Raw genomic sequence first — 19,880 nt, 5'->3', positions numbered from 1 at the left:
GTGCCAGCTATTGTAGCGGGCTTTAGCTATTTATCTAGTGAAAAAATCGCCAGAAAATGCGCTCCGCTGGCAACCTCTTTTTCCAACTGTTATTGTGGTGGGATTAAACGGTGTCGCCACCGTCCGGAAAAAACAGGAGTTGTAAGCATGTTTACTGGTATTGTGCAGGGCACCGCCAAAGTGGTGTCCATTGATGAAAAACCTAATTTCCGTACTCATGTTGTTGAGCTGCCGGAATATATGCTTGAGGGTATTGAAACCGGCGCGTCGATTGCTCACAACGGCTGCTGCCTGACCGTTACCGAAATTAACGGCAACCAGATTAGCTTTGATTTAATGAAAGAGACGCTGCGCATCACCAACCTGGGCGAGCTGGCGGTAGGAGATACTGTCAACGTTGAGCGGGCGGCGAAGTTTAGCGATGAGATTGGCGGCCACCTGATGTCCGGGCACATCATGACCACCGCTGAAGTGGCAAAAATCGTGACCTCGGAAAATAACCGTCAAATCTGGTTTAAAATGCAGGATCCTTCATTAATGAAATACATCCTCTATAAAGGATTTATTGGCATCGATGGGATTAGCCTGACGGTAGGTGAAGTAACGCCAACGCGTTTTTGCGTGCATTTAATTCCTGAAACTCTGCAGCGCACGACGCTGGGTGCCAAAAAACTGGGGCACCGCGTGAATATTGAAATCGATCCGCAAACCCAGGCGGTGGTGGATACGGTTGAGCGCGTGCTGGCAGCAAAAGAAGCGGCAATAATAAAGACCGCCGCAGAAGAAGAATAAAAAATAACCCCGGGCATCCGGGGTTATTTTTTTAGCGTGCGACACGTAGTCCGTGTTCAATCCCACGGCTGAAAACCACCTGCCAGAGCTGAATATCCCGTGCGCGAAACGCCCCCGCGCAGGCATTCAGATAATAGCTAAACATCCGCCTGAATCGTTCAGAATAGTTGTCCGCAATCTCAGGCCAGGTCTCCTGAAAACGCGCATGCCATGCCATCAACGTGGTGTCGTAATCCGCGCCAAAGTTATGCCAGTCTTCCATCACGAAATGGGGTTCACTGGCGTTGGCAATCTGGCGGACGGAAGGCAAACAGCCATTCGGAAAGATGTATTTGTTGATCCACGGGTCGACGTTATTGTCGGTTCGCTTAGAGCCGATGGTGTGCAGCAGGAAGATGCCGTCCGGTTTCAGATTCCGATCCACCACCTCAAAATAGGTAGCGTAGTTTTTCGGCCCCACGTGCTCGAACATGCCGACGGAGACGATCCGGTCAAACTGCTCGTTCAGGTCACGGTAATCCTGCAGCCGGATATCCACGTCAAGACCCTCACAGCGCTCCCGCGCCATTTTTTGCTGTTCCGCTGAGATCGTCACGCCGACCACGCTGACGCCATAGTGTTTCGCCATAAAATACGCCAGCCCGCCCCAGCCGCAGCCGATATCCAGCACGCGCATGCCGGGCTGTAGCTGCAGCTTTTCGCTGATCAGACGCAGCTTGGCCTGCTGGGCCTCTTCAAGCGTCGACGCGTCTTTCCAGTAGGCGCAGGAGTATTGCATGAAAGGGTCCAGCATACGGCTGAACAGGTCGTTGCCAAGATCGTAGTGTTCTTTGCCAACGATCCACGCGCGCTTTTTACTTTGCAGATTAAACAGTCGGGCAGAGGCGACACGCAAAGTGTCTTTCAGATTGCGAGGGAGTTGATTTTCAAGACCGGCACGCAGCGCGCTGGCGAAAAAGGTATCCAGACGTTCGCACTCCCACCAGCCGTCCATATAGCTTTCTCCCAGGCCTAACGATCCCTCTCGCAGCACGCGTTTAAAAAAGTCGGGATGTTTAACCTGAGGATCGGATGGCGATGATCCATTGATAGTGATGCCTGCTCGACCTAACAGTTCACTGACGATCCGGGACCAGTTGTCGTCCGGAACGCTGACTTCTTCTATACACGATGAACTCATAGCTTCTCCATCACCCTACTGTGATCAGAACCTTAAAACAGCGTAGACGCTTTTTTTGGTTTGTGAGAAATCTCACGGTAAATACCGCGAGGCTAATATCCGACGTAGAACAGAGGAAGGGAGATAACCCTTGCCGAAATGCCTTCCATGGTAAAACGGGAGCACTCCGGCTCCCGTTAACACTTAATATTTATCGTATTTAATCGAACCAAATTTAGTATAGGCCTCAAAATTTGGTGATTCAACAGAAAATTCTTAGCAACCTAATCACTGAAAATTAACATGATTTCTGGCGCAATCAGGCATGTGACGTTTCAACCTGTGCGCGGTTAGCCTGCACACGCTGCGCGGCTGCCTGCATGCGATAGCCCAACACCGCCAGCGCAACGGTCACCAGCATCACGCTGGTGGTGGTCAGGAGCGGCGTGGCAATCAGCGCCGAGACCACCAGGCTTGCCAGGAAGCACAGCCCCAGCTGCAGGGTGTTCTGCAGCGCGGCGGCGCGGCCTGTCGCCTGCGGGAAGGGACGCAGCGCCTGGGCTACAACGATAGGGTAAATCGCCCCGTTCGCGACGGCCATCACGCAGAATGGGATCAAAATTTCAGCCAGACCGGCACCGGGAATAAAGCCAACGGCCCAGGTCCCGATAACGCTCAGCGCATACAACACCAGCAGCCACGGCAGCATCTGCTGACCTTCCCATTTTTGCAGCGCCGCGCGACAGCCGTACCCGCCTACCAGGAACGCGATGGTCTGCGGAACATAGCTCAGGCCGATGGCTGCCGGGCTGTAGCCCATATCGTGCAGAATGAACGGCGAGCCGGTGAGCCACGCGAAGAAGCTTGCCGAGCAGGCGGCATAGATCAGGACATTCCCGCGATACGCTTTGGCGCTGAGCAGGGAAGTAAAGGTAATCGGCTTCGCCTCTTCATGCGCTTCTTTTTTATGCGCGGGCTTGAGGGCGAACGCTGGCAGCATCAGTACCAGAGTAATGGTAAACAGCGTGGCGAAAATGGCTTGCCAGTCGAAATGCGCGAGGATCCAGCTGCCCAGCAGGGGAGCGAGGGCAGGTGAGAGACCCACCAGCGGCATAATGGTGGCGAAAATACGGTTTGTGCGGTTAGCCGGGTAATAGTCGGTGACCAGCGCCTGCCAGGTCACGGCCGCGGCACAGACGCCCACGGCCTGAATAAACCGCAGCACCAGCAGCCAGGTGGCATCGCGTACCCATAACATTCCCAGGCAGCCCACCGCAAAAATGGCCAGGCCCAGCAACAGTACCGGTTTACGACCAAAGCGATCCGAGAGCGGTCCCCAGAGCAGCTGAGCGAAGGCAAAGCCGGCGAGGAATAAACTCAGGCTGGCGCTGATGGCGGCGGCAGGCGTTTGTAAATCTTCCTGCATGGCGGCAAACGCCGGCAGGTACATATCGGTGGCCAAAAAGCCCAGCACGCTCAAGCCGCCGAGCCAGACTAAAAAACCGTTCCTGGGTTGCATTATTTTATTCTCCTGAGGAGGCAGGTATACATTGGCGCTGAGTGTAGGGAGTGCAAAGCCGCTTGTGAAACGCTAATATTTGGCGGGTGCATTCAAAAATTTTGCAGGCAGAAAATGTGGTCAGATTATTCTCTTGAAGTGGTCGATGCTGTTGCGCGTAACGGCAGCTTTAGCGGTGCGGCGCAGGAGCTGCACCGCGTCCCTTCGGCCATCAGCTACACGGTGCGCCAGCTGGAGGAGTGGCTGGCGGTTCCGCTGTTTGAACGGCGGCATCGCGATGTGGAATTAACGCCCGCAGGCGCGTGGTTTTTGAAAGAAGGGCGTTCTGTTATCAAAAAAATGCAGATCACCCGCGAACAGTGTCAGCAGATCGCTAACGGCTGGCGGGGACATCTTTCCATCGCGGTGGATAACATTGTTAAACCCGAGCGCACCCGGCAGATGATCGTCGATTTCTACCGTCATTTTTCTGACGTCGAGCTGCGGGTCTCGCAGGAGGTGTTTAACGGCGTCTGGGATGCGCTGGCGGACGGCAGGGCAGAGATGGCGATTGGGGCCACGCAGGCGATCCCGGTCGGGGGACGTTACGCTTTTCGCGATATGGGAATGCTGAGCTGGAAATGCGTGGTGGCAAGCGATCATCCGCTGGCGGCGATGGAAGGGCCGCTGAGCGATGACACGCTGCGCAACTGGCCGTCGCTGGTGCTGGAGGATACGTCCCGTTCATTGCCCAAGCGTATCACCTGGCTTCTCGACAACCAGCGGCGGGTGGTGGCCCCTGACTGGGAATCGTCGGCGACGTGCCTCAGCGCCGGGCTGTGCGTCGCGATGGTGCCCGTTCATTTCGCGCGTCCGCGCATCGATACCGGAGAGTGGGTTGAGCTGACGCTGGAGAATCCGTTCCCGGATGCGGCCTGCTGCCTCACATGGCAGCAAAATGATGTCTCGCCTGCTATGGCCTGGCTGCTGGATTATCTGGGAGACAGCGAAACGCTGAACCGGGAATGGTTACGGGAGCCAGCGTAGCTGGCCCCCGTAAAGCGATTAACGACGGTAGTCGCGGAACGGACCATCCGCAACGGAACGGCGTTCGATAAGACGCGGGTGAACTTCAATGGACTGCGACTCTTCACGCTTGTTGACGATTCTGTCCATCAGCATGTTAAAGGCCGTTTCGCCCAGCGAGTCTTTTGGCTGGTGAATGGTGGTCAGCGCCGGGGTGAAGAAGCGCGCGTTACGCACGTTGTCATACCCGATCACGGAAATATCCTGCGGTACGCGCAGGCCTAGCTCGTCGGCAGCGCAGAGCGCGCCCATGGCCATGATGTCGCCCCCGCAGAAGACGGCGGTTGGACGGTGAGGCTGGGAGACGATCTGCTGCATCGCGCGGTAGCCGGATTCCGGCTCAAAGTCGCCCTGCACAATCCAGTTTTCCGGCACGTTGATCAACGCTTCTTCCATCGCTTTCATAAAACCGGCCAGACGGCCCGCGCCGGTGTTGCGCTCCAGCGGACCGGGGATCACGCCAATCTCGCGGTGACCGCGTTCGATCAAATAACGACCGGCCATATAGCCGCCTTCAAAGGCGTTATCGATAACGGAATCGGTGAAGTCTGCGCGCGCTTCGCCCCAGTCCATCACCACCATCGGAATATGGCGATACTCTTCCAGCATCGACAGCACGGACTCCGGATACTCGGAACACATCACCAGCAGGCCATCAACGCGCTTTTGCGCCATCATCGACAGGTAGGCACGCTGTTTTTCAATGCTGTTCCACGCGTTGCCCAGAATCAGGGTATAGCCTTTCTGGAAGCAGTTCTTTTCGACCGCTTCAATGATCTCGGCAAAATAGGCCGCTTCACTGCTGGTTGCCAGTAATCCAATGGACTTGGTGTGATTAACCTTGAGGCTGCGCGCAACCGCACTTGGCGAATAGTGCAGCTCTTTGATCGCTGCCCAGACGGCGTTGCGCGTCTCTTCCGCCACAAAGCGGGTTTTGTTAATTACATGTGATACGGTTGTAGTGGAAACGTTTGCGCGTTTTGCTACGTCTTTAATTGTTGCCATTAAATGTCACTCCAGACCATATCCTAAGCTCCTGAAAAACTTGAAGGTAAACGTTTGCCTTCTCTCACCCTTATCTCGCAATCTTGAATTGCGGCACGCCGGGAAAACGACACGGGACGTCAGGAGGGGGTCAATGGCCGGTACGCTAATAAATTTAGCGTGGAATTTTGTCCTATCTTGATGAAAAGGGGAAGAGGTAAAGTGGTTATCAGTATAAATCCAGGAAGATTTTTGACGTAATCTGTGCAAAAATGAGCAAGCTCACTTTTCGTGTGGGGATTAAAAGGAGAAAAATTGATGAGTTCCGATCTTAAGTTTTCGCTGTTCACCACCGTTGTTGTGCTGGCTCTGATTGTTGCGGCCGGTCTGACGGCTGCGCTGCACTGATTTACGCGGAGGGAGAGCCTTCTCCCTCCCGACTCCCCGGATTGTTACTTCTCTGGCAAAAATCTTTTGCCATTTTGTTAACTTCTCATTTTTTGTGATTGATGTCATGCTTTCCGCTTCTTTGTTCTGTGTCACCAAATGACACGGCATCCGGAGTTGACGCATGAAAATCAATTTTCCCCTGCTGGCCCTGGCGATTGGCGCTTTTGGGATTGGCACCACTGAATTCTCCCCGATGGGGTTACTGCCTGTTATTGCCCGGGGCGTAGATGTCTCTATCCCTGCGGCAGGGATGTTAATTAGCGCCTACGCTATCGGCGTGATGGTCGGTGCGCCGCTGACGACGCTTCTGCTTTCGCACCGCGCGCGCCGCAATGCGCTGATTTTCCTGATGGCGATTTTCACCCTGGGCAACGTGCTTTCGGCCATTTCGCCAGACTACACCACCCTGATGCTATCGCGTATTCTGACCAGCCTTAATCACGGCGCATTCTTCGGGCTGGGATCGGTCGTGGCAGCCAGCGTGGTGCCAAAACACAAGCAGGCGAGCGCCGTGGCGACCATGTTTATGGGGCTAACGATTGCCAACATCGGCGGGGTGCCTGCGGCAACCTGGCTGGGGGAAGCGATCGGCTGGCGTATGTCCTTCCTGGCGACGGCCGGGCTGGGCGTGATTGCGATGGTGGCGCTGTTCTTCTCCCTGCCGAAAGGCAGCGCCGGAGAACGTCCGGAAGTGCGTAAAGAGCTGGCTGTGCTGATGCGCCCGCAGGTGCTCTCCGCGCTGCTGACCACCGTGCTGGGGGCAGGGGCGATGTTTACCCTCTACACCTATATTTCACCTGTATTGCATGACATCACCCACGCAACGCCTCTCTTTGTGACCGCGATGCTGGTGCTGATTGGCGTGGGCTTCTCGATCGGCAACTATCTCGGCGGGAAATTTGCCGACCGTTCCGTGAGCGGGACGCTTAAGGGCTTCTTAACCCTGCTGATTGTCATCATGGTTGCCATTCCGTGGCTGGCGCGTAATGAGTTTGGGGCCGCGATTGCGATGGTCGTCTGGGGAGCCGCCACTTTCGCCGTGGTGCCGCCGCTGCAGATGCGCGTGATGCGTGTCGCGCACGAGGCGCCGGGACTTTCATCTTCCGTGAATATCGGTGCGTTTAACCTGGGTAATGCCCTGGGCGCCGCGGCCGGTGGGGCCGTGATTTCAGGTGGTCTGGGATACAGCTTTGTGCCTGTGATGGGGGCGATTATTGCCGCGCTCGGCCTGCTGCTGGTGATGATGTCGGGTCGTAAACAGCCTGAAGCAGCCTGCGCTGCGGAATAAACCAAAAACGCAGAAGGGCGAACCCTTCTGCGTGTCTCTTACGCGGCGAAGTTCTTCGCAACAAAGTCCCAGTTAACCAGTGCCCAGAAGTGCTCCAGGTAGTTCGGACGCGCGTTGCGGTAGTCAATGTAGTAAGCGTGTTCCCATACGTCCACTGTCATCAGCGGCTTAGCGCTGGTGGTCAGCGGGGTACCCGCGTTTGAAGTGGACACGATAGCCAGTTTGCCATCCGCCTCTTTAACCAGCCACGTCCAGCCAGAACCGAAGTTCTTGATGGCTGCATCGGTAAATTTCGCTTTGAAATCCGCGAAGCTGCCAAATGCGGCGTTGATAGCGATAGCCAGTTCACCGGCAGGTTCACCGCCGGCATTCGGCGCCAGGCAGTGCCAGTAGAAGGTGTGGTTCCACACCTGAGCCGCGTTGTTAAACACGCCACCCTCTGAGCTGCGGACGATCTCTTCCAGCGTTTTGCCTTCAAAATCGGTACCCTTGATCAGATTGTTCAGGTTGGTGACGTACGTCTGGTGATGCTTGCCGTAATGATATTCCAGGGTTTCCGCAGAAATGTGCGGTGCCAGGGCGTCTTTTGCATACGGTAGTGCAGGTAATTCGAACGACATTGCTTCTCTCCTTATTGTATTTTGTGTTGCCAATAACCACACAGACAACATGGACAGGATAGCAAATTGAAAGGGTATGCAAAAGAGGAACTTACCCTGCCACGGATGTGGCAGGGCAGGGGTTAGCGAATGGTTTTCGGCGTCATCACGCGACGCGCGCCGACGTAGTGGCGTACCCAGTAGTCTTCACTGAGAGAGGTGATCTGAATATCCTGGCCGCTACGTGGAGACTGGATGAACTTCCCGTTGCCGACATACACGCCAACGTGGTCAGCCGTGCCGCGACCCTGAGTGCGGAAGAACACCAGATCGCCGTTTTCCAGCTCACCGCGGTCAACCGGTGAGGCATCGCGCAGGTGGTACATCTCATTGGCGGTACGAGGAATGCGGAATTTGACAAGATCTTTATAGGCGTAATAGACGAGGCCGCTGCAGTCAAACCCGGTACGCGGCGAACTGCCACCCCAGTGATAAGGTTTGCCAATCTGCCCCATCAGTTTGTTCATCGCGGTTTTTTGCGCTTTCTGTACACGCACTTTATGCACTTCAGCTATTTTCGTGACCTTCGTGCATTTCGCCTTGTGGCCTTTACGCGTGATGCATTTTTCAGTAACGAGGTTAGCGGCGGTTTGCGAAGCTTTACTTTTAGCGGAGTGGGCAGTGCGGGAAGGTTTTGTTTTCGTCTTGCTGGAAGCGGTCTGTTTCGTCTGAGCCGGTGTTTTTTTCTTGTCGTTCTTAGCGGTGGTTTTTTTCTTACGATCTGTGGCTTTCACCAGATGGTTTTTTTGTACAGCAGAATGCCGCGCCTGCTGAGAGGCGTTTGCCACTGGCGTGAAAGTGAGTGAAGTAAACAGTAAAGCACAGAGCGTGATCGAGATTTTATTTATCCGCGCCACTGGGCAGTCCCCTGATAAATGCAGGTCATCAATAATACCCGCGTGTGATTTACAAAGCCCGTCGATTCTAATCTATAAAAACCCAGAAAGTTAATAGCATTTTTCAATCTACAATCGTGTTTCGTTAGCAAGTGCAAAAAAATTCATCGTTCTGTCGCACATTTACCCACTCCCTAAGCAAAACCCTGACCGCAGCAGGGGTAAACACCATTTGCAATGCAACTTTTCGTGACTCGGGGTAGAATGTATAAACGTGACAAAAATGTTATTTTCCGATGCCAGTCTGAACCGCTACAATGTCAGACGAATGCCGTAACAGAAGTTAAAGGAAGCAAGACATGAGCACCACTATTGAAAAAATCCAGCGCCAGATCGCTGAAAACCCGATTCTGCTGTATATGAAAGGTTCTCCGAAGCTGCCAAGCTGCGGCTTCTCCGCACAAGCGGTTCAGGCGCTGTCAGCCTGTGGTGAGCGTTTTGCTTACGTTGATATCCTGCAGAATCCGGACATCCGCGCTGAGCTGCCTAAGTACGCTAACTGGCCGACTTTCCCACAGCTGTGGGTTGACGGTGAGCTGGTTGGCGGCTGCGATATCCTGATTGAAATGTATCAGCGCGGCGAACTGCAGCAGCTGATCAAAGAGACGGCGGCGAAGTACAAAACCGAAGAGCCGGACGCAGAGTAATTTTCTGCGCAAATAAAAAAGCGACCTGATAAGGTCGCTTTTTTTTATTCTTCTCTGTCGCCCATCGGCAGCGGCCAGCCGCCCAGACGCTTCCAGCGGTTGACGATCTCACAGAACAGCTCTGCGGTGCGCTCCGTGTCGTATAAAGCGGAATGCGCCTGCGTACCGTCAAAAGGTATACCCGCCGTGATGCAGGCTTTTGATAACACCGTTTGTCCCAGGGCCAGGCCGCTCAGTGCGGCGGTGTCGAAGGTCACAAAAGGGTGGAAGGGGTTGCGTTTAAGCGCGGCGCGCTCGGCGGCGGCCATGGTAAAGCTGTGATCGAAGGTGGCGTTATGGGCCACCATAATGGCGCGGCTGCAGTTACTCTCTTTCATGCCTTTACGCACCATTTTGAAAATGGCGTGCAGCGCATCATATTCACTGACTGCACCACGCAGCGGGTTATGCGGATCGATACCGTTAAACGCCAGCGCTTCCGGCTGTAAGTTTGCCCCTTCGAAAGGTTCAACGTGGAAATGCAGCGTGGTGTCCGGTGTAAGCCAGCCCTGTTCATCCATCTTCAGCGTGATGGCGGCAATTTCGAGCAGCGCATCGGTTTTAGCGTTAAATCCGGCTGTTTCTACATCAATGACAACGGGATAAAAACCACGAAAACGGTCGCACAGACCGCTAAATTGAGCGTTATCGGACATCAGGGTCTCTTACAAGGGGAAAAAGCAGAGCGCATTATGGCAAATTTTGCAGGGTGATGCAGTAAAACTACGGGCGCATGTTGCGCCCTGAGGGATCAGTTGCCCAGACCGCGACCCGCGTCTTTGGCTTCAATCAGCTCGATTTTGTAACCGTCCGGGTCTTCCACGAACGCAATCACGGTGGTGCCACCTTTTACCGGGCCCGCTTCGCGCGTAACGTTACCGCCGTTGCTGCGAATGCGCTCACACGCTTCGGCCGCGTTGTCCACTTCCAGCGCGATGTGGCCGTAGGCGGTGCCCAGCTCATAGCTGTCTACGCCCCAGTTGTAGGTCAGCTCGATCACCGCTTCATCCGTTTCCGGGCCGTAACCCACAAACGCCAGCGAGTATTTGTATTCCGGGTTTTCGCTGGTGCGCAGCAGCTTCATGCCCAGGACGTTAGTGTAGAAATCAATGGAACGTTGCAGGTCGCCAACGCGCAGCATGGTGTGAAGTAGGCGCATAATTTCCTCATTAACCAATGGAATAGACTGTCTTTTTGAACAGAAACGATGTTTTAGTATAGCGGCGAAGTATCGCCGCTATCAATGAACAACGGCGAGATTACAGAGAAGGGTAGTCGGTGTAGCCTTCCGCGCCGCCGCCGTAGAAGCTTTCCGGGCGCTGCGGGTTCAGGGCCGCTTTTTTCTGCAGACGGGCAACCAGATCCGGGTTGGCGATATAGTCGCGGCCAAACGCGACGGCATCGATCAGCCCTTTGCCGATCAGATCTTCGGCTTTCTCCGGGGTATAAGCCCCCGCACCGATGATCACCCCGTGGAAACGCTCGCGCACTTTCTGACGGAAAGCGTCCGTGTAAGGCTTACCGCCAGCCCAGTCCGGCTCGGACATGTGCAGATAGGCGATGCCGCGTTTAGCCAGTTCTTCGATCAGGTACAGGGCATCGGCTTCTTCGTTCGGACCGTTGTCGACGTTCTGGAAAGAACCGATTGGAGAGACGCGGATCCCGATACGATCCGGGCTCCACTCCTGGCATACGGCGTCAACCACTTCCAGCACCAGTCGAGCGCGGTTTTCAACGCTGCCGCCGTACTGGTCGGTGCGGTGGTTAGACGACGGTGACAGGAACTGGTGCAGCAGGTAGCCATGCGCGGAGTGCAGCTCAATCAGGTTAAAACCGGCTTCACGGGCGTTGGCCACGGCCTGGCGGAAGTCGTTCACGATACCCGGAATTTCATCCAGCTCAAGCGCGCGCGGCATAGAGGTATCCACGCGGATCGCATTGCCGTTTTCATCACGCAGGGACGTACGGGTATTTGCGCTCAGGGCCGAAGCGGAGACCGGAGCCTGGCCGCCAGGCTGAATGCTGCTATGGGAGATACGACCGGTATGCCACAGCTGGACCGCAATGCGGCCCTCTTCAGCGTGAACGCCCGCGGTGATTTTCTGCCATGCGGCGATCTGTTCCGGGCTGTGAAGACCCGGCGCACCCGCATAACCTTTAGCCTGAGCGGAAATCTGCGTGGCTTCCGTGATGATCAGGCCAGAGCTTGCGCGCTGACGATAGTATTCACCCATCAGTGGAGTTGGGATGTCGCCCGGCTCAATACTGCGCAGACGGGTAAGCGGAGCCATAAACACGCGGTTTGGCGCAGTGACGGCACCCACTTTTAAGGGGATAAATAATTTTTCAGCTGACATAAAGACTCCTGAGTAGACCAGTCGACTAGTAGTTGGGTAAATAAAAACGCCTGCTAAATGCCAGGCGCAGTAATGCTGTTTTTCACATGTGCCAGCGCGCTTTCCAGCGGCACGGCACTGCGCGAAATTTTTGCCTGCAGGTTAGCGCCTAGCCAGAGCGCATATAACACCTGCGCCTGGGTTAACGGTTCGCCGGAAAAGGCCAGCGTTTTTTCATCGCGGCCTTTCTCCAGCGCCTGGGCCAGCAGGGCGATAACGCCGCGGGCACCTTTATCCATCGCCGTGCGCATATCTTCAGAAAGATCGCACACTTCTGCAGACAGTTTAACGGTCAGGCATCCGCTAATAATGCCCTGCTGACAGAACTGGTTCAGCGTTTCCTGATAGTAGTTCAGAACACGATCCCGGTAGTTACCTTCACCCGACGCAAAGTGGATCGCCAGACGCTGGTGGTAGCCAGCATAATGACGCTCCAGCATCGCTACGCCAAAAGCCTCCTTGGACCGGAAGTAGTGATAAAACGACCCCTTCGGAACCTCAGCGGTTTTTAACAGCTCGCTCAACCCCATACCGGTAAACCCGCGATGCATGCAAAGTCGCTCGCCGGTTGCCAGTAAATGTTCGCGGGTATCGTGTTCAGTATTTCTGCTCATGGCCGCACTCTAATAGACCGTTCGGTCTAATGCAAGCGAGTTTACTGGCGACATGCGCTCAGTATATCCAGCTGCGGTTGATAAACCGTTGATTTCACGTCCATCATACCCAATACGGTTGAGAATAAATTGTCCTGGGAAACCGCATTTTTTGCTGCATGGTCACGCAAACACTGTTCGTTGATGCCAAAGTTTTTCGCGTAATCCGGTGACAGCCAGAACATAAACGGAATATGCGTTTGCTGCTCCGGCGCCAGCATATAAGGCGTACCGTGCAGATAAATACCGCTTTCGCCCAGCGATTCACCGTGATCTGAGAGATAAATCAGCGCGGTGTTCATGCTCGACTGGCGCGCTTTCAGCGCATCAATGGTTTTGCTGACCATGCTGTCGGTATAGAGGATGGTGTTGTCATAGGTATTGATCAGCGCCTGATGATCGCAATCCTGAATTTCATTGGTGTCGCAGGTTGGGGTGAATTTACGGAAGTTGTCCGGGTAACGGCGATAGTATGCCGGACCGTGGCTCCCCATCAGGTGGATAACCAGCACCGTATCTTGCTTCACGCCATCCAGCACGTTGTCCAGACGGTAGAAGTTCACATCGTCAATACAGGATTTGTCTTTGCAGAACTGATCCAGCTGCCACTGCGTCATATCGGTATGCGGCACGCGATCGCAGGCGCCTTTACAGCCGCCGTCGTTGTCGCGCCATAGCAGGTTGATACCCGCATGCTTAAGCACGTCGAGCAGTCCCTCGCGATGGTGAGCCAGGTCGGCATCGTATTTGCTGCGCGTCATACCGGAGAACATGCAGGGAACGGAAACTGCGGTTTCGGTACCACACGAGGAGGCCTGCGGGAAGTTAATCACGTCCTGCTTTTTCAGCTCCGGGTTGGTTTCGCGTTCGTAACCGTTCAGGGAGTAGTTTGCCGCGCGAGAGGCTTCGCCGACGACAAGCACCAGAACGGTTTTCTTTTGTTGACCGGTAATCAGTGACCCTTTATGGGCATCTTCACCAATGTGCACCAGCGTTTGGTCGCCGGCAAACCAGCGCATTTTACTGTACTTCACCACGGCGCTGACGTAGTTCGCCGGAGTGACCATTTTGACGATGCTTTTGTTATTGCGGAACAGCGACGCGTAATCTTTATAAAACAGCGCGGCAATCAGGATAATCACCAGCAGAGCGCCGAGCATCGCGGCAACGCGCGTCAGCAGCGCGTACCACCATTTTCCGGTACGAATCCGGGTCAACGCCAGCACCACGGAGGGAACGATGCCGGCTATAACAATCCACAGAATCATCTGCGGGGTCACCAGGGCGGTCGCTTCCTGAGAGTTGGTTTCGAACACGTTCACAATCATGTTCTGATCGATCACCGCGCCGTAGGTGTACATAAAGTAGGTTGCCGCGGCGCATCCGATCGTCAGTACAATCAGCAGCGGCTTGCGGAGATACGGGATGTTAAGCAGGCTAAAGACAATCACCCAGCCGCAAAACAGCACCAGCGGTACGGAGGCGGCAAAGAGGAAGTCGTGCAGATGGACTGGGCCGATAATGGCCCAGCTGCGCTGGATAAACAGTCCGTTCAGCAGAGTAAAAAAGAGTGCACAGCCCAGAGTAAATTTAATGTCGTTACATTGTAACTTTTTGATTAACCACATCGATCGGTAAACCCGTTATTGTCATGATGGGCCGAGTATAGAGAGGGAAGATTAGTGAAACCTTAATGCCACAAATCTGTGATATAGGCCTTGCACGTGATGCGATTAACGTCTTCACTGTAGGTGAGAGGAGCTTTCGGGAGGTGAGTGTGGCAGAGCAGCTGGAGTTTTTTCCCATCCAGAGCCCGTGCCGGGGTATTTGTCAGGTCGATGAACGCGGATATTGCCGCGGGTGCATGCGTACCCGCGATGAGCGTTTTAACTGGCAAAACTTTAGCGACACGCAAAAGCAGGAGGTGTTACGCCTCTGCCGACAGCGTCTTCTGCGCAAAATACGCGCAAACAAAGCGGGTGAAACCGAAGAACCCCAGCAACCTTCACTTTTTTAACACGGTAATTGCGTATACTCATGACATTACGTCCTTGAGGAAAATGTTATGGTTCAGCGAATTACCCTTGCCCCCCAGGGGCCAGAATTCTCCCGTTTTGTCATGGGCTACTGGCGCCTGATGGACTGGAATATGTCTCCCCTCCAGCTGGCGAGCTTTATTGAAGAGCACCTTGATTTAGGTATCACCACGGTCGATCATGCGGATATTTACGGTGGATACCAGTGCGAGGCCGCGTTCGGCGAGGCGCTTAAGCTGGTTCCTGCGCTGCGCGATCGCATGGAGATCGTCACGAAGTGTGGGATTGCCACCACGGCAAAACCTGAACACGCCCTCGGTCATTACATCACCGACAGCGCGCATATCATCAAGAGCGCCGAGCAGTCGCTGGTCAATCTGGCGACCGATCGTATCGACCTGCTGTTAATCCACCGCCCCGACCCGCTGATGGATGCCGATGAGGTGGCGGAAGCCTTCCTGAACCTACACCAGAGTGGGAAAGTGCGTCACTTCGGCGTCTCTAACTTTACCCCGGCACAGTTTGCGCTGCTTCAGTCTCGTCTGCCGTTTACTCTGGCCACCAACCAGGTTGAGATCTCCCCGGTACACCAGCCGCTGCTGCTGGATGGCACGCTCGATCAGCTGCAGCAGCTGCGCATTCGCCCGATGGCGTGGTCCTGCCTGGGGGGCGGACGCTTGTTTAATGATGATGAATTCCAGCCGCTGCGCAACGAGCTTGAAACCATCGCCCGCGAACTGAACGCGGAGAGCATCGAACAGGTTGTTTACGCATGGATCCTGCGCCTGCCGTCAAAACCTCTGCCTATTATCGGCTCCGGCAAAATAGAACGCGTGCGTTCTGCGCTGGCCGCTGAAGAGCTGGAGATGACCCGTCAGCAGTGGTTCCGCATCCGTAAGGCCGCGCTGGGTTACGACGTACCATAAACCGCCTGAAGGTGACTTTCCGGTGAAATCTTTGCCCCTGGTATACACTTAAGGGGCAAAAAATAACCCGCGGAGGTCATATGAAGCGTTTTGCTCTTGCACTGGTCACGCTGGTTGTTTGCGCAGGGGCGCAGGCAGCCAGTGACGAAGTGGAAATGAATCTCGTCACCCCACAGGGTGTGGGTCAGTCCATCGGAACGGTGAAAATCACTGAAACCGATAAAGGACTGGAGTTTGCCCCCAACCTCAAAGCTCTCCCTCCCGGTGAACATGGTTTCCATGTTCATGCCAAAGGCAGCTGTCAGCCAGCTTTAAAAGAAGGTAAACCGTCTGCTGCGGAAGCGGCAGGAGGCCACCTCGATCCGCAGCATTCCGGCAAACATGAAGGCCCGGATGGAATGGGGCATTTAGGCGATCTGCCAGTGCTGGTGGTGAATAACGACGGTAAAGCCACCGATCCTGTCGTCGCGCCGCGACTGAAAAAGCTGGATGAGGTGAAAGGCAAAGCGCTGATGATCCACGTCGGCGGCGACAATATGTCCGATAGCCCTAAACCGCTCGGCGGCGGCGGGGCACGCTATGCGTGCGGCGTGATCTGATCCCCAATCGTTCCCGGTGGCGGTGCCTGTTCCAGCTGCGAGAGCGAGCAGTGCAGGCGCCAGATTATCGAGGCCAAATCACGGGCTGCGGGCAGATGATGCTGTGCCAGCGTATCGCAGATCCGCTGCAGCTCATTCAGCGTGGTTTCCAGCGGCCGCTGCTGGACACCGCGCTCGCTCATCACATTGCGCAGCAGGGAGATGCAAACATCCCGAACCTGCGACAGCGGATCGGAACGCGTTTCCCACGCGCGAAGCTGCCAGACCACGTGCGAGCAGTTCAACAGCACCACGCCCCAGCGCAGCAGCCAGCGCCGGGACAGCCCGTCCTGGCTGTTATTCAGCTGACTGACGTGATGATAGACCAGAGATTCATACTCGTTTTCACCCAGATGCGGTTTACGGCTGAGCTGGTCGACAAACCCTCTGCGTAACTCCCGGATATGCCTGCGGCTCTTGCGTGCATCGGAGCCGGGACGTAACACCGCGAAAGCCAGCCACGCCAGCCCCACGCCGAGGATCTTCGCCAGGTTATCATTGAGAAAATCGGCGTAATCATAAACTGGTGGATTCGTCACGGAGATAAACGAGCCCATAAAGACAATCAGCTGTCCCCAGAGGCCCGCCAGCTTAGGCATTTGCAGCTTCAGAAGCTGCATGGTGGTTAACAGGGGAAACAGGAAAAGCAGGAACTGCCACAGATCGCTTATCTGCACCATCAGGCCAAACTTCACCACGAAGCTGAACAGCGACAGCAGCAACAGCGTGCGCAGCAGGAGCGTAAGCGAGTTGAACGGCGAGGCCGCTACGGAATAAAGCACGCAGCTGATGGCGGCAAGCGTCAGGGCTGCCGTACCGGACTCCCACTGCGTGGTAATGCTCCATGCACCCACCAGCATCAGCGCGCAGAAGGTGCGAAAACCGCTCCACAGCGCTTCCAGATAGTCGGTATGGCGCGCGAGTGCCGGGCTGCCGGGGACGTTAAACTCCGTCAATGGGGTCGCGTTTTCGACGGCCGTAATCCAGCGGCTGCTGCGCAGGTACAGCCGACAAAAGTAGTTCAGGCGCTGCCAGAAGGCGCGATGGCGGTAGTCGTACTCATCAACCGGAGCAAGCGGGGCGATAATCCGCGCTACGGTGTAAATGTCCGCATCCGGGCGCGCAAGGGCCGCGAGCAGCGTTTCAATCACGGCACGGGTGTTTTCAGGCGGCGTCGGCCAGTTGAGCAGCATCCGGCGAAGGCTGGAGATGGCGCTGGTCATGCGCAGCTGCTGGTGCAGCAGATAGTTAAGAAGTGTGTTCTGGCGGCGAAAGCGGTAGTGGCTCCAGAACGCCTGAATGCGCAACAGATTCATCGTCAGGATCTGCCCGATAACCTTTTCATGCGCGAGGCGGATGTCATCGCTGGTATCCGGTTGCCACAGCAGACTCGCGTGTTCCAGTAACCGGGTATGCATGGTTTTGAGCGCGGTGATAAGTGCGGTGCCGTCGGATGTGCTGGGGAGGATCATCATCATGAAGCCGCCGCTGAGGATCCCGACAATCACTTCACAAACGCGCGCCTGGGCAATATCCCACAGCTCGGTGGTGTCGAGCACGTTAACCACCGGAAAGGCGATGATGGCGGCGGTATAGCCCGCCAGCTGGAATGCGTAGGCGACGTTATTGGTAAAATGGGCGCAGGCCCAGGTACAGCACCCCAGCCATGCGGCCATGCTCAGCAGGAACAGCCACGGATCGTTCAGCGTATGGCCGGCGATAATTAGCGCCGCGGTGGCGCCCAGCAGGCTGCCTGCGATGCGGCCAAGACTTTTACTGATCACTCCGCCGACCGTCGGAAAACTGACCACCGCCGCAGACGTCATCGCCCAGTAGGGTTCATCCAGGTTCAGGTAATAAGCCACAGTCAGCGCAAGACACATGGCAATGCCGTTACGCAGCGCGTAGCGCCACTGGGGACGCGTCGCTTTCATCCACGGTGTATTTTGCCAGGAGAGACTCTGCAGCTTCATCACCGGTTGCCGATGGAGACAGTGCAGGTGGTGCCGGACACAAGGGTAATGTCCTGCGGTAAACGGTCAAACTCCACGCGAACCGGAACGCGCTGGGCCAGACGCACCCAGGGGACGTTCGGCTTTATGTCCGGCACCAGACCGGAATCCGTTTCGACGCTTTGATCGTAAATGGCGCGGCCAATGCTGGATACGTGACCCTGTAACTTCTGCGAGCCGCTGTAAAGCGTAATGGCGGCAGGCGATCCCTCGCGAATATGGCGAAGCTTGGTCTCTTCAAAATAGCCCACCACGTAGAAGGAGTGGCTGTCGACGAGGGCAAAAACGGGTTGTCCCGTGGTGGCATAATTCCCCACGCGAGCGGAAAGGTTGGTTACCCACCCGTCAACCGGCGCGGTAATCACCGTTTGGGTCAACTCCCACTGGGCCTGCTTCAGCGTGGCTTCGGCTACGTTGACGCTCGCCTGCATGGCCTTTACGGTGATGTTGGCGGTGTCTAAATCTTCCGCTGAGATGTAGTTTTGCGACAGGTGGCGGCGGCGGTTGGCCTCGTTGTTAGCCTTTGCCAGATCCGACTGGGCTTTCGCCAGCTGCGCCTGGGCGTTCAGGATCGCAATGTGGTACGGGGTGTCGTCGATGCGGAATAAAATGTCTCCCTTTTTGACGAACTGGTTATCCTTAACCAACAGCGCCGTAATACTTCCCGACACCTGAGGGGTAATGCTGACCTGCTCAGCGCGAACTTTGCCGTCACGCGTCCAGGGCGATTGCATATAAAAATTCCACATCCACCAGCCCGCCACCAGCGCAAGGGCAAGGACAAGCAGGGTGGAAAAGTACTTTAGCGTTTTAAGGGACATATTCACCACACAGTCAAAACGGCAAGGCCCAGGCATACGGAAAGGGCAAACAGGGAAAGATCCATCAGCATGGGATGCCAGATTTCGCCGGAATACATCCAGTCGCGGAGCAGGCGATGCGCGATGAGCCAGAGCATAAAGCCGACCAGAACGGCCTTAAACAGGGGAGGAAAATAGACTGACGCACCGAAGATCAGGTCCTGAAGGGGTAAACCCTCTGAGCGATGAAAAAACGTCACGGGCAGAAATCCTTTGCAGTGAACAGAATGCCGCGTCGGCTTGTCTTAGTATGATGAAGCATCACAATTCAGTGTAAGTCATACTTTTAAGTTGGATGAATGCAGTATTGCATTTGTTTTGGCAATACAAATGCTGCACACTATTCTAAAATCAGTATAATAACTTAGCAAGCTAATTATAAGGAGATGAAATTGGAATCGCCATTAGGTTCTGATCTGGCAAGGTTGGTACGCGTCTGGCGTGCTCTGATTGACCATCGCCTGAAACCTCTGGAACTCACACAGACGCATTGGGTCACGCTGCACAACATTCACCAGCTGCCGCCCGATCAGTCGCAAATTCAACTGGCAAAAGCGATAGGCATTGAGCAGCCGTCGCTGGTGCGCACGCTTGACCAGCTGGAAGAGAAGGGGTTGATCTCGCGGCAAACCTGCGCCAGCGATCGTCGCGCCAAGCGGATTAAACTCACCGAGAAAGCGGCGCCTATCATCACGGAAATGGAAGCCGTGATTACGAAGACGCGCGGTGAGATCCTGTCAGGCGTTTCACCGGCGGAGCTGGAAATGCTCATCAGCCTCATTGGGCGCCTCGAGCAAAACATCCATGAGCTGCAGTCGCGCGACTGACAAACAACCAGGCCTTGCAGCAGCAAGGCCTTTT

General features: G+C 55.3%; 22 protein-coding genes. 9 read left to right on the top strand and 13 right to left on the bottom strand.

Annotated features, from left to right (window positions below):
* Positions 1 to 147 precede the first annotated feature (147 nt).
* Positions 148 to 792, top strand: a complete 645-nt coding sequence (locus AC1VYI_RS14790; protein WP_023311347.1) for a riboflavin synthase — start codon at positions 148 to 150, stop codon at positions 790 to 792.
* A gap of 31 nt (positions 793 to 823) precedes the next feature.
* On the opposite strand, the gene cfa is transcribed toward AC1VYI_RS14790, so the two are convergent.
* Entirely contained in the window at positions 824 to 1,972 is a 1,149-nt protein-coding gene (gene cfa / locus AC1VYI_RS14785; RefSeq protein ID WP_134866476.1) for a cyclopropane fatty acyl phospholipid synthase, read from the bottom strand.
* A 298-nt stretch (positions 1,973 to 2,270) separates the two neighbouring features.
* On the bottom strand, positions 2,271 to 3,470 hold the full coding sequence (gene punC, locus AC1VYI_RS14780) for a purine nucleoside transporter PunC (RefSeq protein WP_134866475.1): 1,200 nt from the start codon (positions 3,468 to 3,470) through the stop codon (positions 2,271 to 2,273).
* Positions 3,471 to 3,584: 114 nt separating this feature from the next.
* On the opposite strand from punC, the gene punR reads away from it, so the two are divergent.
* Positions 3,585 to 4,496, top strand: coding sequence for a DNA-binding transcriptional activator PunR (punR, locus tag AC1VYI_RS14775; RefSeq protein ID WP_023311350.1), 912 nt, complete (start codon positions 3,585 to 3,587; stop codon positions 4,494 to 4,496).
* 18 nt (positions 4,497 to 4,514) lie between these two features.
* Here punR and purR read toward each other — a convergent pair whose 3' ends face one another.
* Positions 4,515 to 5,540: an HTH-type transcriptional repressor PurR gene (purR, locus tag AC1VYI_RS14770; protein ID WP_023335431.1), complete on the bottom strand. Its 1,026-nt coding sequence runs from the start codon at positions 5,538 to 5,540 to the stop codon at positions 4,515 to 4,517.
* A 297-nt stretch (positions 5,541 to 5,837) separates the two neighbouring features.
* On the opposite strand from purR, the gene cydH reads away from it, so the two are divergent.
* Both cydH and AC1VYI_RS14760 read left to right on the top strand, forming a co-directional pair.
* Entirely contained in the window at positions 5,838 to 5,927 is a 90-nt protein-coding gene (cydH, locus tag AC1VYI_RS14765; protein WP_008500596.1) for a cytochrome bd-I oxidase subunit CydH, read from the top strand.
* A 163-nt stretch (positions 5,928 to 6,090) separates the two neighbouring features.
* Positions 6,091 to 7,257, top strand: a complete 1,167-nt coding sequence (locus tag AC1VYI_RS14760) for an MFS transporter (RefSeq protein ID WP_482881864.1) — start codon at positions 6,091 to 6,093, stop codon at positions 7,255 to 7,257.
* Between the two features lie 38 nt (positions 7,258 to 7,295).
* Here AC1VYI_RS14760 and sodB read toward each other — a convergent pair whose 3' ends face one another.
* On the bottom strand, positions 7,296 to 7,877 hold the full coding sequence (gene sodB, locus AC1VYI_RS14755; protein ID WP_134866474.1) for a superoxide dismutase [Fe]: 582 nt from the start codon (positions 7,875 to 7,877) through the stop codon (positions 7,296 to 7,298).
* Positions 7,878 to 7,999: 122 nt separating this feature from the next.
* Positions 8,000 to 8,773: a C40 family peptidase gene (locus AC1VYI_RS14750; RefSeq protein WP_126328347.1), complete on the bottom strand. Its 774-nt coding sequence runs from the start codon at positions 8,771 to 8,773 to the stop codon at positions 8,000 to 8,002.
* A gap of 338 nt (positions 8,774 to 9,111) precedes the next feature.
* On the opposite strand from AC1VYI_RS14750, the gene grxD reads away from it, so the two are divergent.
* Positions 9,112 to 9,459 (top strand): monothiol glutaredoxin 4, encoded by a 348-nt coding sequence (gene grxD, locus AC1VYI_RS14745; protein WP_003832760.1) that lies wholly within the window; start codon positions 9,112 to 9,114, stop codon positions 9,457 to 9,459.
* Positions 9,460 to 9,503: 44 nt separating this feature from the next.
* Here grxD and rnt read toward each other — a convergent pair whose 3' ends face one another.
* From rnt to eptA, 5 genes are all read right to left on the bottom strand, one after another.
* Positions 9,504 to 10,154 carry a ribonuclease T gene (gene rnt / locus AC1VYI_RS14740; RefSeq protein ID WP_134866473.1) on the bottom strand — a complete coding sequence of 217 codons (651 nt, stop codon included), beginning with the start codon at positions 10,152 to 10,154 and terminating at the stop codon, positions 9,504 to 9,506.
* A gap of 95 nt (positions 10,155 to 10,249) precedes the next feature.
* Entirely contained in the window at positions 10,250 to 10,657 is a 408-nt protein-coding gene (gene gloA / locus AC1VYI_RS14735) for a lactoylglutathione lyase (RefSeq protein ID WP_013096923.1), read from the bottom strand.
* Between the two features lie 100 nt (positions 10,658 to 10,757).
* Positions 10,758 to 11,855, bottom strand: a complete 1,098-nt coding sequence (gene nemA, locus AC1VYI_RS14730; protein WP_134866472.1) for an alkene reductase — start codon at positions 11,853 to 11,855, stop codon at positions 10,758 to 10,760.
* 53 nt (positions 11,856 to 11,908) lie between these two features.
* Positions 11,909 to 12,508, bottom strand: coding sequence for a TetR/AcrR family transcriptional regulator (locus AC1VYI_RS14725; protein WP_134866471.1), 600 nt, complete (start codon positions 12,506 to 12,508; stop codon positions 11,909 to 11,911).
* A gap of 41 nt (positions 12,509 to 12,549) precedes the next feature.
* Positions 12,550 to 14,175: a phosphoethanolamine transferase EptA gene (gene eptA / locus AC1VYI_RS14720; protein WP_134866470.1), complete on the bottom strand. Its 1,626-nt coding sequence runs from the start codon at positions 14,173 to 14,175 to the stop codon at positions 12,550 to 12,552.
* 149 nt (positions 14,176 to 14,324) lie between these two features.
* Here eptA and AC1VYI_RS14715 point away from each other — a divergent pair, with 149 nt between their 5' ends.
* The 3 genes from AC1VYI_RS14715 (at position 14,325) to sodC (ending at position 16,108) form a co-directional block, all read left to right on the top strand.
* Entirely contained in the window at positions 14,325 to 14,564 is a 240-nt protein-coding gene (locus AC1VYI_RS14715; protein WP_008500587.1) for a DUF1289 domain-containing protein, read from the top strand.
* Between the two features lie 48 nt (positions 14,565 to 14,612).
* Positions 14,613 to 15,509 carry an aldo/keto reductase gene (locus AC1VYI_RS14710; protein WP_045401379.1) on the top strand — a complete coding sequence of 299 codons (897 nt, stop codon included), beginning with the start codon at positions 14,613 to 14,615 and terminating at the stop codon, positions 15,507 to 15,509.
* Between the two features lie 80 nt (positions 15,510 to 15,589).
* Entirely contained in the window at positions 15,590 to 16,108 is a 519-nt protein-coding gene (gene sodC, locus AC1VYI_RS14705; protein ID WP_023311361.1) for a superoxide dismutase [Cu-Zn] SodC, read from the top strand.
* On the opposite strand, the gene AC1VYI_RS14700 is transcribed toward sodC, so the two are convergent.
* The 3 genes from AC1VYI_RS14700 to AC1VYI_RS14690 are packed head-to-tail and all read right to left on the bottom strand — an operon-like array spanning position 16,087 to position 19,219.
* Complete coding sequence (locus AC1VYI_RS14700) at positions 16,087 to 18,120, bottom strand: FUSC family protein (RefSeq protein ID WP_047742097.1); 2,034 nt, start codon at positions 18,118 to 18,120, stop codon at positions 16,087 to 16,089. The two genes, sodC and AC1VYI_RS14700, sit on opposite strands and share 22 nt — an antisense overlap.
* Positions 18,120 to 18,980 (bottom strand): efflux RND transporter periplasmic adaptor subunit, encoded by an 861-nt coding sequence (locus AC1VYI_RS14695; protein ID WP_023311363.1) that lies wholly within the window; start codon positions 18,978 to 18,980, stop codon positions 18,120 to 18,122. Before AC1VYI_RS14695 ends, AC1VYI_RS14700 begins: the two co-directional genes overlap by 1 nt.
* Before the next feature lie 2 nt (positions 18,981 to 18,982).
* The gene (locus AC1VYI_RS14690; RefSeq protein WP_023311364.1) at positions 18,983 to 19,219 is read right to left on the bottom strand and encodes a DUF1656 domain-containing protein; all 237 of its coding nucleotides are present in this window, start codon (positions 19,217 to 19,219) and stop codon (positions 18,983 to 18,985) included.
* Between the two features lie 186 nt (positions 19,220 to 19,405).
* On the opposite strand from AC1VYI_RS14690, the gene slyA reads away from it, so the two are divergent.
* Positions 19,406 to 19,846, top strand: coding sequence for a transcriptional regulator SlyA (slyA, locus tag AC1VYI_RS14685; protein ID WP_024909359.1), 441 nt, complete (start codon positions 19,406 to 19,408; stop codon positions 19,844 to 19,846).
* Positions 19,847 to 19,880 lie beyond the last annotated feature (34 nt).

The organism is Enterobacter sp. QK-SA4, from assembly GCF_056856775.1.
The sequence above is the reverse complement of the archived record's forward strand: the minus strand, read 5'-3'. Positions and strand labels throughout refer to the sequence as shown.

Excerpts from the sequence above, each read along its gene's own strand:
- AC1VYI_RS14790 (WP_023311347.1), top strand. The coding sequence starts at position 148 with ATGTTTACTGGTATTGTGCAGGGCACCGCCAAAGTGGTGTCCATTGAT.
- cfa (WP_134866476.1), bottom strand. The coding sequence starts at position 1,972 with ATGAGTTCATCGTGTATAGAAGAAGTCAGCGTTCCGGACGACAACTGG.
- punC (WP_134866475.1), bottom strand. The coding sequence starts at position 3,470 with ATGCAACCCAGGAACGGTTTTTTAGTCTGGCTCGGCGGCTTGAGCGTG.
- punR (WP_023311350.1), top strand. The coding sequence starts at position 3,585 with ATGTGGTCAGATTATTCTCTTGAAGTGGTCGATGCTGTTGCGCGTAAC.
- purR (WP_023335431.1), bottom strand. The coding sequence starts at position 5,540 with ATGGCAACAATTAAAGACGTAGCAAAACGCGCAAACGTTTCCACTACA.
- cydH (WP_008500596.1), top strand. The coding sequence starts at position 5,838 with ATGAGTTCCGATCTTAAGTTTTCGCTGTTCACCACCGTTGTTGTGCTG.
- AC1VYI_RS14760 (WP_482881864.1), top strand. The coding sequence starts at position 6,091 with ATGAAAATCAATTTTCCCCTGCTGGCCCTGGCGATTGGCGCTTTTGGG.
- sodB (WP_134866474.1), bottom strand. The coding sequence starts at position 7,877 with ATGTCGTTCGAATTACCTGCACTACCGTATGCAAAAGACGCCCTGGCA.
- grxD (WP_003832760.1), top strand. The coding sequence starts at position 9,112 with ATGAGCACCACTATTGAAAAAATCCAGCGCCAGATCGCTGAAAACCCG.
- rnt (WP_134866473.1), bottom strand. The coding sequence starts at position 10,154 with ATGTCCGATAACGCTCAATTTAGCGGTCTGTGCGACCGTTTTCGTGGT.
- gloA (WP_013096923.1), bottom strand. The coding sequence starts at position 10,657 with ATGCGCCTACTTCACACCATGCTGCGCGTTGGCGACCTGCAACGTTCC.
- nemA (WP_134866472.1), bottom strand. The coding sequence starts at position 11,855 with ATGTCAGCTGAAAAATTATTTATCCCCTTAAAAGTGGGTGCCGTCACT.
- AC1VYI_RS14725 (WP_134866471.1), bottom strand. The coding sequence starts at position 12,508 with ATGAGCAGAAATACTGAACACGATACCCGCGAACATTTACTGGCAACC.
- eptA (WP_134866470.1), bottom strand. The coding sequence starts at position 14,175 with ATGTGGTTAATCAAAAAGTTACAATGTAACGACATTAAATTTACTCTG.
- AC1VYI_RS14710 (WP_045401379.1), top strand. The coding sequence starts at position 14,613 with ATGGTTCAGCGAATTACCCTTGCCCCCCAGGGGCCAGAATTCTCCCGT.
- sodC (WP_023311361.1), top strand. The coding sequence starts at position 15,590 with ATGAAGCGTTTTGCTCTTGCACTGGTCACGCTGGTTGTTTGCGCAGGG.
- AC1VYI_RS14700 (WP_047742097.1), bottom strand. The coding sequence starts at position 18,120 with ATGAAGCTGCAGAGTCTCTCCTGGCAAAATACACCGTGGATGAAAGCG.
- AC1VYI_RS14695 (WP_023311363.1), bottom strand. The coding sequence starts at position 18,980 with ATGTCCCTTAAAACGCTAAAGTACTTTTCCACCCTGCTTGTCCTTGCC.
- slyA (WP_024909359.1), top strand. The coding sequence starts at position 19,406 with ATGAAATTGGAATCGCCATTAGGTTCTGATCTGGCAAGGTTGGTACGC.